Below are 12843 nucleotides of genomic sequence, written 5' to 3'. Positions count from 1 at the left end.
GCCTCGGCGGCGGCGGCGTCGCGCGGGTCGCGCCCGGCCTCCAGCACGCGGCGCCCGGTGGCGCGGTAGAGCAGGCCGGTGTCGAGATAGGGCAGGCCGAGCGCGGCGGCGAGGCGCCGGGCCAGGGTGCCCTTGCCGGCCGCGGCCGGCCCGTCCACGGCGATGACGGTCGCGCTCATGCCGCCGTGTTCAGCCGCCGCAGGGCATCCGTTCCGGCGGCCCGGTTGATGAGGTCGGCGAAGCCGGGGAAGGAGGTGTCGATGAAGCTGGCATCGTCCACCGTGACCGGCGCCCCGGCCGCCAGGCCGAGGACCAGCGCGCTCATGGCGATGCGGTGGTCCATATGGGTCACGACGGTGCCGCCGCCGGCGGGGGGGTGGCCGGTGCCGTGCACCAGCATGTCGTCACCCTCGATCTCCACCCGGACGCCGTTGGCCGCGAGCAGGGCGGCGGTGGCGGCGACGCGGTCGCTCTCCTTGACCCGCAGTTCCGCGAGCCCGCGGAAGCGGCTGACCCCCTCGGCGCAGGCGGCGGCGACGGCCAGGATCGGGTATTCGTCGACCATCGAGGGCACGCGCTCCGGCGGCACGTCCACGGCGCGGAGCGCGCCGGCGCGGGCGGTCAGGTCGCCGGCCGGCTCGCCGCCCTCGGTGCGCGCATTCCCGACCTCGAGGTCGGCGCCCATCTCGCGCAGCGTGGTGAACAGCCCGGTGCGCAGCGGGTTCAGCCCGACATTCTCCACCGTCAGCGCCGAGCCCGGCACCAGCAGCGCGGCGACCAGCGGGAAGGCGGCGGAGGAGGGGTCGCCCGGCACGGCGATGGGGGCGGCCGTCAGTTCCGGCTGGCCTTCCAGCTCGATGACGCGGCGGTGGCCCTCGGCCTCGACCCGCACCGTGGCGCCGAAGTGGCGCAGCATGTTCTCGGTGTGGTCGCGCGTCGCCTCCGGCTCCACCACGCGCGTCACGCCGCGGGCGCAGAGCCCGGCCAGCAGCACGGCGGATTTCACCTGCGCCGAGGCCATGGGCAGGGTGTAGTCGAGCGGCAGCGGCGCGGCGGCGCCCTCGATGGCCAGCGGCAGGCGGCCGCCGGCCCGGCCGGAGAAGCGCGCGCCCGAGGCGGAGAGCGGGTCGGTCACGCGCTTCATCGGCCGCTGGCGGAGGCTCGCGTCGCCGGTCAGCACGGCGAAGATGGGGTGGCCCGCGAGCAGCCCGCAGATCAGCCGCGCGGCGGTGCCGGAATTGCCCATGTCGAGCACGTCGCCCGGCTCGACCAGCCCGCCGACGCCGCGCCCGGCGACGCGCCAGTGCCCCTCGCCCAGCCGCTCGACCGTGGCGCCGAGCGCGCGCATGGCCGCGGCGGTGCGCAGCACGTCCTCGCCTTCCAGCAGGCCGGTGATCCCGGTCTGGCCGACGGCCAGCGCGCCGAACATCAGCGCCCGGTGGCTGATCGACTTGTCGCCGGCGACGGTGAGACGCCCGGACAGGCCGCGCATCGGCCGGCTCGACCGGAGCGGGCGGGGAGGGTTGTCATGGCCCATGGTGGCCGGGGTTTGACATGGGGCGGGGTGCGTGGCAATGCGCGCCGGATTTTCTCGGCCGGCCCGTCTTCCGACCCTCCCTGGCCCGCCTTTCCCGGGATACACAACGCTGATGGCCAAGCCTGAACTGGGACTGAAACGCACCTGCGTCGCCTGCGGCGCCAAGTTCTACGACATGGCGCGCCAGCCCGCCGTCTGTCCGAAATGCGGCACCGAGCAGCCCGCCGAGCAGCCCCGCCTGCGCCGCGCCGCCGCGCCGGTGGAGGAGAAGGTGAAGAAGCGAGTCGTCCCCGCCGAGGGCGATGTCGAGGACGATGTCGAGCTGGAGGACGTCGATTCCGACGACGCGCTGGACGACACCGAGGAGCTGGACGACAGCGAGGACGACCTGGACGCCGAGATCGAGGTCGAGACCGACCGCGAGGAAGAGAACTGAGAGGCCGGGGCGGGCGCCGCCCCGTCCCGTCATGAGGGCCCGGGCGCGTGCAGCGTCCGGGCCTTTTTCTTGGGTGCCGCGCCGGCGGGGCCTCAGCCCGGATCGGTCAGCGCGTCCAGGTCGAGCGTGGAGCGCCGGCCGAGATCGGCGCCATGCTCGCGCAGGAACCGGTCCGCCGCCTCCCGCCCGGTGTCGCGCAGCAGCGTCAGGAAGGCCCATTCAGCGTTCAGCTTGGAGCCCTGCCCGAGCTCCGCCAGCGCCGTGCTGGCGATGCGGTGGATGCGCATCCGGGCCCAGAGCGCCCCCTCGCACTGGCCGGGCTGCGCCACCTGGCGCAACACCGCGATCATGCGCAGCTCCTTCAGCAGCGGCGCGTTGAAGGAGATCTCGTTCAGCCGGCTGGCGATCTCGCTGGCCGTGCGCGGCGTCTCCGCCCGCTCCACGGGGTTGATCTGCACCAGGATGGTGTCGTGCGAGTCGCATTCCCGCACCAGGGGCATGATGGTCGGGTTGCCGGAATAGCCGCCGTCCCAATAGGGCTCGCCCTCGATCTCCACCGCCTGGAACAGCGTCGGCAGGCAGGCCGAGGCAAGCAGGACCGGGGGCGTGATCTCGGCATTGCGGAAGATGCGCGGCTGGCCGGTGCGGACCCGCGTGGCGGTGACGAAGAGGCGGATGGGCGCCCGGGCCAGGGCGCCGAAGTCGATGGCCTCGTCGAGGATGCGCGACAGCGGATTGGTGCCGCGGGGATTGAGGTCATAGGGCGAGAAGACCCGCGCCAGCATCTCCAGCCCCTGATAGACGGGCGAGTTGTCGAGCGACCAGTTGCCGAGCAGCACATCGAGCGGGCCGCGCCGCAGCGGGCTGAGCAGGGCGGCCTCGGAGACGCGGCGCCAGAAGGCCTCCAGCGCGGCGCGGGCGGCCTCGCGGCCGCCCCGCGCATGGGCGGCGACCAGCACGGCGGCGTTCATCGCCCCGGCCGAGGTGCCCGAGATGCCGTCGGGCAGCAGCCACTCCTCCTCCAGCAGGCGGTCCAGCACGCCCCAGGTGAAGGCGCCATGGGCGCCGCCGCCCTGCAGGGCGAGGTCGATCGGGAGGGCATTGCGGGGATCGGGGCGGGGAGCGGGCTGCATGGCGGCAGTCTGGCCCCGCCCGCCGGAGGACGGAAGCCCGTTCGGACCACCCCCGACTGGGCCTCGCCCCGCTCCCCGCCCGCCGGTGTTTTCACCCGCGCGCCGCCCCTTCACCTTGACGGCGCCCCCGCCCACTTGCCCCAATGGACGGCAATCGCGGCCCCGCTTCCTGCCCAAGGCCGCCCGAGCGGAGGAACCCATGACGGATCACAGCGTGATTCCGGTGCAGCCCGAACTGGCGAAGCGCTCGCATGCCGATGCCGCCCGGCGCCAGGCCATGGTCGAGGAGGCGGCGCGCGATCCCGAGTCCTTCTGGCGGAAGGAGGCGCGGCGCATTCCCTGGATGACCCCGCCCACCAAGATCAAGAACACCAGCTTCGAGGGCGAGGTCTCGATCCGCTGGTTCGAGGACGGCGTGCTGAACGCCTCGGCCGCCTGCCTGGACCAGCACCTCGAGGCGCGCGGCGATCAGGTGGCGATCATCTGGGAGGGCGACGACCCGGACTCCGACGCCAGGGTCACCTATCGCGAGCTGCACGAGCGGGTCTGCCGCCTGTCCAATGCGATGAAGGATCTCGGCGTCAGGAAGGGCGACCGCGTCACCCTCTACCTGCCGATGATCGTCGAGGCGGCGGTGGCCATGCTGGCCTGCGCGCGCATCGGCGCGGTGCATTCCATCGTCTTCGGCGGCTTCTCCCCCGACAGCCTGGCGACCCGCATCCAGGAGAGCGAGAGCACGCTGCTCATCACCGCCGACGAGGGCCGGCGCGGCGGCCGCAAGGTGCCGCTCAAGACCAATGCCGACGAGGCGCTGCGCAACTGCCCGACGATCCGCGACGTGATCGTGGTGCGCAACACCGGCGGCGAGGTGCCGATGCAGGAGGGGCGCGACCACTGGTTCCACACCCTCTGCGAGGCCGCCTCGCCCGATTGCGCGCCGGAGCCGATGAACGCCGAGGACCCGCTGTTCATCCTCTATACCTCCGGCTCCACCGGCAAGCCCAAGGGCGTGCTGCACACCACCGGCGGCTACATGGTCTGGGCCAGCTTCACGCACGAGCTGGTCTTCGACTACCGGCCCGGCGAGGTCTACTGGTGCACCGCCGATGTCGGCTGGGTCACCGGGCACAGCTACATCGTCTACGGCCCGCTGGCGAACGGCGCGACCACGCTGATGTTCGAGGGCGTGCCGAACTGGCCGGGCGTCGACCGCTGCTGGCAGGTGGTGGACAAGCACAAGGTCAACATCTTCTACACGGCGCCGACCGCCATCCGGGCGCTGATGCGCGAGGGCGAGGCGCCGGTGAAGAAGTGGTCGCGCCAGTCGCTGCGCGTCCTCGGCAGCGTGGGCGAGCCGATCAACCCCGAGGCCTGGCTCTGGTACTACCGCGTGGTGGGCGACGAGCGCTGCCCGGTGGTGGACACCTGGTGGCAGACCGAGACCGGCGGCATCCTGATCGCGCCGCTGCCGGGCGCGGTGGACCTGAAGCCCGGCTCCGCCACCCTGCCGCTGCCGGGCGTGCAGCCGGCGCTGGTGGACAATGACGGCGCGCTGCTCGAGGGCGCGACCGAGGGCAACCTCGTGATCCTCGATTCCTGGCCCGGGCAGATGCGCACCGTCTATGGCGACCATGAGCGCTTCAAGCAGACCTATTTCGCGACCTTCCCCGGCAAGTACTTCTCCGGCGACGGGGCGCGGCGCGACGAGGACGGCTACTACTGGATCACCGGCCGGGTGGATGACGTGCTGAACGTCTCCGGCCACCGCATGGGCACGGCCGAGATCGAGAGCGCGCTGGTCGCCCATCCCAAGGTGGCCGAGGCCGCCGTGGTCGGCATGCCGCATGAGCTGAAGGGGCAGGGCATCTACGCCTATGTCACGCTGGTCTCCGGCGAGGAGCCGACGGAGGCCCTGCGCAAGGAGCTGGTGGTCTGGGTGCGCAAGGAGATCGGCCCGATCGCCTCGCCGGATGCCATCCAGTGGGCACCGGGCCTGCCGAAGACGCGCTCGGGCAAGATCATGCGCCGCATCCTGCGCAAGATCGCGGCGAACGAGACGGACAGCCTGGGCGACATCTCCACCCTGGCCGATCCGACGGTGGTCGAGGAGTTGGTCGGCAACCGGGTGGGATGAGGCGGCGCGGGGACCGGAAGGGCGTGATGGAGCAGGATCGCCCCCCCGTCCGCTGCCGGGGATGGCCGGCCGGGCGGGGAAGCGCCCGCAGGCCCCTGCCGCCGCGCCGGGCCGGCGCGTGACGGAGCACCATGTCATCGCATCGGGCGGCTTCTCGGCCGGCATCCGCGCGCTGAGCGCCGAGCTGACCAGCCTGCGCGACGACCGCGGCGCCGAATGGCTCTGGCAGGCGGGGCCGGAATGGCGCCGCCATGCCCCGGTGCTGTTCCCGATCGTCGGCCGGCTGGCGGGGGACCGGCTGCGCCATGCCGGGCGCGAGCACCGGCTGACGCAGCACGGCTTCGCCCGTGACCGCCGCTTCGCCTGGGTGCGGCGCGACGCGGACCGCTGCCGCCTGCGCCTGACCGACGACGCCGCGAGCCGCGACGCCTTTCCCTTCGGCTTCGTGCTGGAGCTGGACTACGCCCTGGCGGGGCCCCGCCTGACCGTCACCGCCATCCTCTCCAATCCCGGGGCCGAGCCGCTGCCCTGCGCCCTTGGCGCGCATCCGGCCTTCCGCTGGCCGCTGCCGCACGGCCCCGGGGAGAAGCCGGCGGAGAAGGCGGCGCACCGGCTGGTGTTGGAGCGGGCGGAGGCCGGGCCGTTGCGCCGCCTGCGCGACGGCCTGCTGCGGCCGGAGCCGGAGCCGCCGCCCTTCGCGGAGCGGGTCTGGCCGCTCTCGCCGGACCTTTTCGCCGGGGATGCGCTGATCCTTCCCCGCCTCGCCAGCCGCGCCATCCGGTTCGAGGCGCCGGGCCGCGGGCTGACCCTGTCCTGGGAGGGCTATCGCGACCTGGGCCTCTGGTCGAAGCCGGAGGGTGCCGATTTCCTCTGCATCGAGCCCTGGTACGGCATGGCCAGCCCGGAGGGATGGCAGGGCGATTTCGTGGACAAGCCCGGGCTGATGCTGCTGGCGCCCGGCGAGAGCCGGCGGCTGGCCTGGAGCGTGGCGCTCGACTGAGCGGCGAGGCAGACCCGAGGGGAGAAGCGAGGATGGCGACCGCCTTCATCTGTACCGCCTGCGGCACGCAGTATCCGCCCGGCGAGGCGCCGCCCCTGACCTGCCCGGTCTGCCAGGACGAGCGGCAGTTCATCCCCGAGACCGGCCAGGGCTGGACCGACCCCGAGACGCTGGCGCGGCACCACCGGCCGGTGCTGAAGCTGGAGCACGGGCTGCTCGGCCTCGGCTGCACGCCGGACTTCGCCATCGGCCAGCGGGCGCTGCTGCTGCGCGCGGCGGGCGGCAACATCCTCTGGGATTGCGTGGCCTTCCTGGACGAGACGCTGGTGGCGCTGATCCGCGCCTTCGGCGGCCTCTCGGCCATCGCCATCTCCCATCCGCATTACTACACCACCATGCTGGAATGGAGCCGCGCCTTCGGCGGCATCCCGATCCACCTGCACGCCGCCGACCGTGAATGGGTGATGCGCCCGGGCCCGGAGATCCTGTTCTGGGAGGGCGAGACGCGGCGCATCGCCCCCGGCATCACGCTGATCCGCGCCGGCGGGCATTTTCCCGGCGGCACGGTGCTGCACGCCGCCGAGGCCAATGAGGGGCGTGGCGCCCTGCTGGCCGGCGACATCCTGCAGGTGGTGGCCGACCGGCGGCATCTCGGCTTCATGCGCAGCTACCCGAACCTTGTCCCGCTCGGGGAGGCGGCGGTGCGCGGCATCGGCACGGCGCTGGAGCCCTGGTCCTTCGAATCGGTGCATGGCGCCTTCTGGGGCCGTGTCATCCCCACCGGTGGCAAGCAGGCGGTGAGGGCCTCGATCGGCCGGCACATCGCCGCCCTTCAGCGCCCCTGGCCCTGATTCCCTGGCCCTGATCCCTTGGCCCTGATCCCTTGGCCCTGATCCCTTGGCCCTGATCCGCACGCAGGCGTGCATCGCGCCCGGCCGGGGCGGCTGGCAGGCTGGCGGCATGGAATACGTCCTCTACACCGACCGCCGCTCGGGCGGCGCGATCGTCGAGATCGCCCTGGCGGAGATGGGCCGGGAGGCCGAGCTCCGCCCCGTGCCGATCGAGCGGGACGGGCAGCTCGATGCCGCCTACCGGCGGATCAACCCGATGGGCCGGGTGCCCAGCCTGATCCTGCCCGATGGCACCGTCGTCACCGAGTCGCTGGCCATCCTGCTGGCGCTGGAGGCGCGGCACCCCGAGGCAGGGCTGCTGCCGGCGGCCACCGACCCCGCCCGCGCCACGGCGCTGCGCTGGATGACGCTGGCCGCCGCCGAGATCTATCCCTGCGTCACCCGCGCCGATTATCCGGAGCGCTTCAGCGACGATCCGGCGCATGCGCCGGCGATCCGCGCGCGCGCCGTGAGCATGGCGCAGGAGCTGTGGCGGCTGATCGCGCGCGAGGCACGGCCGGACCCCTTCATCCTGGGGGAGCGCTTCTCCCTGGCCGACATCCCGCTCGCCGTGATGTCGCGCTGGATGGGGGCCGAGGCCTGGATGCCGCGCGAGGCGCCGGCGATCCAGGCCCTGGCCCGCGCCGTGGCGCTGCGGCCCCGGGCGGGGGCGGCCTGGGCCCGGCACTTCGATGTGCCGGCGGCACCCGGACAGGGCGGCCCTAGGCCTTGACCAGCGGGCAGCCGCCCTGGTCCATCGGGCGGAAGGCCTCCTCCGCCGCCACGGTGCCGACCAGCTTGTAGTAGTCCCAGGGCCCCTTGCTCTCCTCCGGCCGCTTCACCTGGAAGAGATAGGCCGGGTGGATCTTGCGGCCATCGGCGCGCAGCGTGCCGGGACCGAAGCAGTCGTCATCGGTCGGCATCGCTTTCATCCGCGCGATGGCGGCGCGGCCCGAGGCCTTGGTCTGCGCCACGCCGAGATCCGAGGCCGCCTTCAGGTAGTGCAGCACGGCGGAATAGGTGCCGGCATGCTCCTGGTTGGGCCAGTTGGTCGGCACCTTGTCCTTCACCCGGTTCAGGAAGGCGCGGGTGCGGTCGTTCAGGTCCCAGTAGAAGGCCTCGTTCAGCAGCAGGCCCTGGGCGGCGGGCAGGCCCATGGCGTGGATGTCGCAGAGGAAGGCGATCAGGGCGAGCATCTTCTGCCGCCGCGTCAGGCCGAATTCCTGCGCCTGCTTGACGCAGTTCACGGTGTCCGCCCCCGCCGTCGCCAGCGCCACGACCTTGGCGCGGGAGGACTGCGCCTGCACCAGGTAGGAGGAGAAGTCGGTGGTGCCGGGGAAGGGGAAGCGCACGCTGCCCGCCACCTTGCCACCGGCCGATTGCAGCGCCGCCGCCGTGTCGCGCTCGAGCTGGTGGCCGAAGCTGTAATCGGCGGTCAGGAAGAAGAAGCTGTCGTCGCCGGCGCGGGCGGCCGCCTTGCCGACCACGTTGGCGCACATCCAGGTGTCGTAGGTCCAGTGCACCAGGTTGGTGGTGCATTGCGGGCCGGTCAGCACCGCGCTGGCCGGCCCGGAGGCCAGCACGACCTTGTCCTTCTCCTGCGCCAGGTTGGCGACGGCCAGCGCGACGGCGCTGTTGTTCACCTCCGTCACCGCGTCGACGCCGTCCTGGTCGAACCAGCGACGGGCGATGCCGAGGCCGACATCGGCCTTGTTCTGATGATCGGCCTGCAGGATCTCGACGGTGATGCCGCGCGCCTCCAGGCCGAGATCGGCCACCGCCTGCCGGGCGCAGGCGACGGAGGTGGGGCCGGAGGTGTCGCGATAGGGGCCGGAGAAATCCGCCAGCACGCCGATCTTCAGGATCCGCCCCGCGCCCTGCGCGCGCGGGCGCCCCGGCAGGGCCGCCAATGCGGGCAGCGCGGCGCCCGCGACCATCAGGTCGCGGCGGCTGAACTTCCTCATCCGTTCTCTCCAAGAATACTGGCCAAGAATGCTGGGGCCGGCCCGTCTCGCCGGGGCCGCTTCGCCGCATGATGCAAAAGTCTCGCCTGGCGACGCAAGCCCGCACCGGATGGGGCGGATGTCGATCCGGCCTAGGCCGCGCCGCCCCGCCCGGCTAGTGCTGCGGCCTGGCTCCGCTCCCGCTGCGGGACAAGAAGGGCCGGAAGGGTGGAGCCTCGCCATGACCGCAATCCCGCGCCCGGGCCTGCTGCCCGCCGGCGCGCCCGGCGGCATCGCCATGATGCTGCTCGGCGTGCTGCTCTTCGCGGTGAACGACACGCTCGGCAAATGGCTGGTCGGCGGCTACGCGGTGGGCCAGCTTCTGCTGGTGCGCAGCATCTCCGGCCTGTGCTGCATGGCGCCGCAGATCCATCGCATCGGCCTGTTCGGCCTGCTCTCGGCGCCGCGGCCGGGTCTGCAACTGCTCCGCGTCCTGTTCTCGACCCTGGAGACGTCGCTCTTCTTCTGGGCCATCGGCAGCCTGCCGCTCGCCGAGGTGATCACCTACTACATGGCCGGCCCGATCTACGTCACCGCCCTCTCGCCCTTCCTGCTGGGCGAGAGGGTGGGATGGCGGCGCTGGACGGCGGTGGCGGTGGGCTTCGGCGGCGTGGTGCTGGCGCTGCATCCCTCGCCCGGCTCGCTCTCCCTCGGCGCCGTCTGCGCGCTGGCCGGAAGCTTCAGCTATGCCTGCTTCCTGGTCATGACCCGCAAGCTCGCCGGCACGCCGGGCACGGTGCTGATCACGGCGCAGCTCCTCGCCGCCCTCGCCTTCGGCGCCGCGCTGACGCTGGCGCAGGGCTGGACCACGCCGGGCCCGCTCGACCTGGCGCTGATGCTGTTCCTCGGCCTCGGCTCGCTCTGCGGCAATCTCTGCGTCAACCAGGCGCTGCGGCTGGCGCCGGCCTCGGTGGTGGTCCCCTACCAGTACACGCTGATCCTCTGGGGCATGCTGTTCGGCTACCTGTTCTTCGACGAGGTGATCGGCCCGCTGACCCTGGCCGGTGCCGCCGTCATCGTCGGCGCCGGGCTGTTCATCTTCCTGCGCGAGCAGCGGTTGCGACACCAGGAGAAGGCGTAAGGGCCTACTTCGACGAGCGCGCGATCACCGAGAGCGCCGCGGCGCTGATCGAGATCTGGCCCAGGGTCTGCGTCAGGTCGCGGATGAAGCCCCAGGTCTCGTAGGGCGAGGGATCCTGCGGAACGACGACCAGGCTGCCCGGCGGGATCGGCGGCCCGCCGCCCTGCCAGGAGCCGATCCCCGACGGCACGCTCTGGCCGTTCGGCAGCACGACGAAGGCGCGCCCGCCATCGGCGAAGCGCTGCGCCCCGCCGGAGGCACGGACATAATCGGCCGCCTTCCAGCCGGTGGAGAACTGCAGGCTGCCCGGGTTCAGCACCGCGCCCACCACCGTCACCTCGTTCGGCCGCTTCGGGATGGCGATCAGGTCCCCCGGCTCCAGCAGGACGTCGAGATCGGGCCGCGCGGCGAGGATGACGGGATTGGCCTCGACCACCATGCGCCCGGCCGCCCGCGCCTCGCGCAGCGAGCCCGCCAGCTCCCGCCCCGCCGTGATGGCGCCGCCGAGGTCGAGCCCGCCCGCCTTGCTGCCGGCCACCGCCTGCCCCGCCGCCACCTGGATCAGGCTCTGCTCCAGCTCCCGCGCGGTGCGGGCGAAGCCGTCCTGCTGCCGCTGCCGGACGCTCTCGCGGGTGAAGACGGCGCCGTAGGGATAGGCCTGGGGCGAGAGGCCGCCGGCGCGGGCGATGAGCTCGGAGAAGCGCTCGCCCCGGCGGATGTCGTAGGTGCCGGGCCGCATGAACTCGCCGACCAGCGTCACCGGCCCGCTGTCGCGGTCGCCGAAGCCGCGCGGCAGGCGGATGGCGTCGCGTGGGGAGAGGCGGATGGCGGCGAAATTGCCGCTGCGCAGATCGAGCAGCAGGCGGTTGAGCGGGATCGCCCCGGCCTGTTCCAGCGGCTCGCGCGAGAGCTCGACCGCCGAGAGGTCCGCCGTGTCGGTGGCGCCGCCGGCGGCGGCCAGCACCTGGTCGAGGCCGGTATCGTCCAGGATGGGATAGAGGCCGGGCAGCCGCGCCTCGCCCGAGATCAGCACCGACTGGTCGAGCAGGAAGGGCAGCAGCGCCGGATAGTCGAGAAAGAGCTGCGGGCAGGGCGGCGCGCCGAGGTCGGGGAAGCCGGCGCCGCGCGCATGGGCAAAGCGCGCCGGCGAGGAGCGCGCCGCGACGGAGAGGGTCTGCAGCGCCGGGCAGGCGGTGTCGGGCGGCGCGCCCTGGCCGGCGGCGCCGGGGAGGGTGCCAGGGAGGCTGCCAGGCAGGGCCCCCGGCAGCGCCGGGGCCGGGGCCTCGCCGCGCAGGGCGCGCTGCACCGGCGGGCTGGCCAGCCAGAGCACGTCGGCCTGGGAGAGCAGGATGACCTCGTCGCTCTCCTCCAGCTTGAGGTCGGCCTGGCGCCGCAGCACGCGGCCGAGATCGAAGCCGAGGAAGCGCCGCACCCGCGTCGCCGCGTCCACCCGCCAGACCACGCCGAGCCGCACATAGGGATCGGGCTTCACCAGGCGCGGATCGGCGAGCAGGCGGGAGAGGGCGGCGCCGGGGGCGGCGCGGGTCAGCGGCGTGGCGACATGGCCGGCGAGGCGGATCTGCCCGGCGGCGACATCGGCCCCCGGCTGCACCAGCAGCGTGTCGCCGCGCCGCAGCCGGGTGGCGGCGCCGGCCTCGGCGTAGCTGCGTCGGCCGGCGCTGTCGGTGCCCTGCAGCAGGAAGCGGTTGCCGGCGGGCCGCAGCGGCTGGCCGGCGAGGCGCAACAGGGCCTCGAGCGGCGCGCTGGCGGCGCCGGCCGGCAGCTCGTAGATGCCCGGCCGCGTCACCTCGCCCCCCACGGCGACCGTGGCGCCGAGCGGCGGCACCACCACGCGCTCGCCCTCGCGCAGCGCCAGGTCCGGCATGCCCGGTTCGGTGCCGATGACGGCGTAGAGGTCGATGACGCGGCTGCCGCGCGGCCCGTCGACCCGGATGGCGCGCAGCGAGCCGGTGCGCTTCACGCCCCCCGCCTGCGCCAGCGCATCGAGCACCGAGGTCATGGCGGGCAGGGATTGCAGGCCCGGCCGCACCACCTCGCCGGCGACGAGGACGCCGATCTGCCGCACCTGCCCGACCGAGACATAGGCCTCCGACCCGCCCAGCTCGCGCGCCACCCGCGCCTCGATGTCGGCGCGCAGCTCGCGGAGCGTGCGCCCGGCGGCGGCGAAGGGCGGCAGGTCGGGCAGCAGCAGCGTGCCGTCGCGCGTGACGCGCAGCGCCTGGCTCTGCCGGGTGCGACCGCGGATGCTGATCAGCACCTCGTCGTCGCGGCCGAGGACATAGTCGTCCGGCAGGCCGCCGACCGCGGCCGGCGACGGCGGGGCGGCCGCGATCTCGCGGAAGGTGTCGTAGCCGAACTGCCGCAGCGGCGCCTCCAGCCGCGCGGCGTAGAAGGCCTCGGTGTGCGAGAGCGGCTCGGCGGCCGGCGGCGGCGAGAAGGCGGCGTGCGGGACGGGGGAGGCGACAGCGGACGCGGCGGGGGACGCCGGGGGCGGGGCGGCGGGGGGGGGGGGGGCCCCCCCCCCGCCCCCCCCCCGGGGGGGGGGGGGGCGCCACGCCGGAGCTTCGGGCGGTCCTGCCGGCCCCCCGGGCGGGACAGGGCGGGCGCT

Annotated in this window: 11 protein-coding genes; 6 read left to right on the top strand and 5 right to left on the bottom strand. The window is 73.7% G+C overall.

What is annotated here, in order from left to right:
* A partial coding sequence (locus ACVMLK_RS16545; RefSeq protein ID WP_457487016.1) for a (d)CMP kinase occupies window positions 1-179 on the bottom strand: 179 nt, incomplete at its 3' end.
* Window positions 176-1537: a 3-phosphoshikimate 1-carboxyvinyltransferase gene (gene aroA / locus ACVMLK_RS16540; RefSeq protein ID WP_422922308.1), complete on the bottom strand. Its 1362-nt coding sequence runs from the start codon at window positions 1535-1537 to the stop codon at window positions 176-178. The genes ACVMLK_RS16545 and aroA, both read right to left, overlap by 4 nt.
* A 112-nt stretch (window positions 1538-1649) precedes the next feature.
* Here aroA and ACVMLK_RS16535 point away from each other — a divergent pair, with 112 nt between their 5' ends.
* The gene (locus tag ACVMLK_RS16535; protein ID WP_198367080.1) at window positions 1650-1973 is read left to right on the top strand and encodes a TIGR02300 family protein; all 324 of its coding nucleotides are present in this window, start codon (window positions 1650-1652) and stop codon (window positions 1971-1973) included.
* Between the two features lie 92 nt (window positions 1974-2065).
* Here the strand turns inward: ACVMLK_RS16535 and ACVMLK_RS16530 are convergent, their stop codons facing one another.
* Complete coding sequence (locus ACVMLK_RS16530; protein WP_457487015.1) at window positions 2066-3106, bottom strand: patatin-like phospholipase family protein; 1041 nt, start codon at window positions 3104-3106, stop codon at window positions 2066-2068.
* A 199-nt stretch (window positions 3107-3305) separates the two neighbouring features.
* Between ACVMLK_RS16530 and acs the strand changes: the two genes are divergently transcribed.
* The 4 genes from acs to ACVMLK_RS16510 all read left to right on the top strand — a co-directional run bounded on the left by acs (window position 3306) and on the right by ACVMLK_RS16510 (window position 7863).
* Window positions 3306-5240 (top strand): acetate--CoA ligase, encoded by a 1935-nt coding sequence (gene acs, locus ACVMLK_RS16525; protein ID WP_198367082.1) that lies wholly within the window; start codon window positions 3306-3308, stop codon window positions 5238-5240.
* Between the two features lie 118 nt (window positions 5241-5358).
* Complete coding sequence (locus tag ACVMLK_RS16520) at window positions 5359-6240, top strand: aldose 1-epimerase family protein (RefSeq protein WP_457487014.1); 882 nt, start codon at window positions 5359-5361, stop codon at window positions 6238-6240.
* 32 nt (window positions 6241-6272) lie between these two features.
* Window positions 6273-7091 carry an MBL fold metallo-hydrolase gene (locus ACVMLK_RS16515; RefSeq protein ID WP_232477211.1) on the top strand — a complete coding sequence of 273 codons (819 nt, stop codon included), beginning with the start codon at window positions 6273-6275 and terminating at the stop codon, window positions 7089-7091.
* Between the two features lie 46 nt (window positions 7092-7137).
* Window positions 7138-7863, top strand: coding sequence for a glutathione S-transferase family protein (locus tag ACVMLK_RS16510; protein WP_457487013.1), 726 nt, complete (start codon window positions 7138-7140; stop codon window positions 7861-7863).
* Here ACVMLK_RS16510 and ACVMLK_RS16505 read toward each other — a convergent pair.
* Window positions 7853-9094: an ABC transporter substrate-binding protein gene (locus tag ACVMLK_RS16505; protein WP_457487012.1), complete on the bottom strand. Its 1242-nt coding sequence runs from the start codon at window positions 9092-9094 to the stop codon at window positions 7853-7855. The genes ACVMLK_RS16510 and ACVMLK_RS16505 overlap by 11 nt on opposite strands.
* 220 nt (window positions 9095-9314) lie before the next feature.
* Between ACVMLK_RS16505 and ACVMLK_RS16500 the strand changes: the two genes are divergently transcribed.
* Window positions 9315-10214, top strand: a complete 900-nt coding sequence (locus ACVMLK_RS16500) for a DMT family transporter (protein ID WP_457487011.1) — start codon at window positions 9315-9317, stop codon at window positions 10212-10214.
* 4 nt (window positions 10215-10218) lie between these two features.
* Here ACVMLK_RS16500 and ACVMLK_RS16495 read toward each other — a convergent pair.
* Window positions 10219-12843 (bottom strand): SLBB domain-containing protein (locus ACVMLK_RS16495; RefSeq protein WP_457487010.1); only part of this gene is annotated, 2625 nt, incomplete at its 5' end.

The organism is Teichococcus aerofrigidensis (assembly GCF_054073225.1).
The sequence above is the reverse complement of the archived record's forward strand: the minus strand, read 5'-3'. Positions and strand labels throughout refer to the sequence as shown.

What these genes read in the sequence shown, in the direction of transcription:
- aroA (WP_422922308.1), bottom strand. Translation starts at nt 1,537, where the DNA reads ATGGGCCATGACAACCCTCCCCGCCCGCTCCGGTCGAGCCGGCCGATG.
- ACVMLK_RS16535 (WP_198367080.1), top strand. Translation starts at nt 1,650, where the DNA reads ATGGCCAAGCCTGAACTGGGACTGAAACGCACCTGCGTCGCCTGCGGC.
- ACVMLK_RS16530 (WP_457487015.1), bottom strand. Translation starts at nt 3,106, where the DNA reads ATGCAGCCCGCTCCCCGCCCCGATCCCCGCAATGCCCTCCCGATCGAC.
- acs (WP_198367082.1), top strand. Translation starts at nt 3,306, where the DNA reads ATGACGGATCACAGCGTGATTCCGGTGCAGCCCGAACTGGCGAAGCGC.
- ACVMLK_RS16515 (WP_232477211.1), top strand. Translation starts at nt 6,273, where the DNA reads ATGGCGACCGCCTTCATCTGTACCGCCTGCGGCACGCAGTATCCGCCC.
- ACVMLK_RS16505 (WP_457487012.1), bottom strand. Translation starts at nt 9,094, where the DNA reads ATGAGGAAGTTCAGCCGCCGCGACCTGATGGTCGCGGGCGCCGCGCTG.
- ACVMLK_RS16500 (WP_457487011.1), top strand. Translation starts at nt 9,315, where the DNA reads ATGACCGCAATCCCGCGCCCGGGCCTGCTGCCCGCCGGCGCGCCCGGC.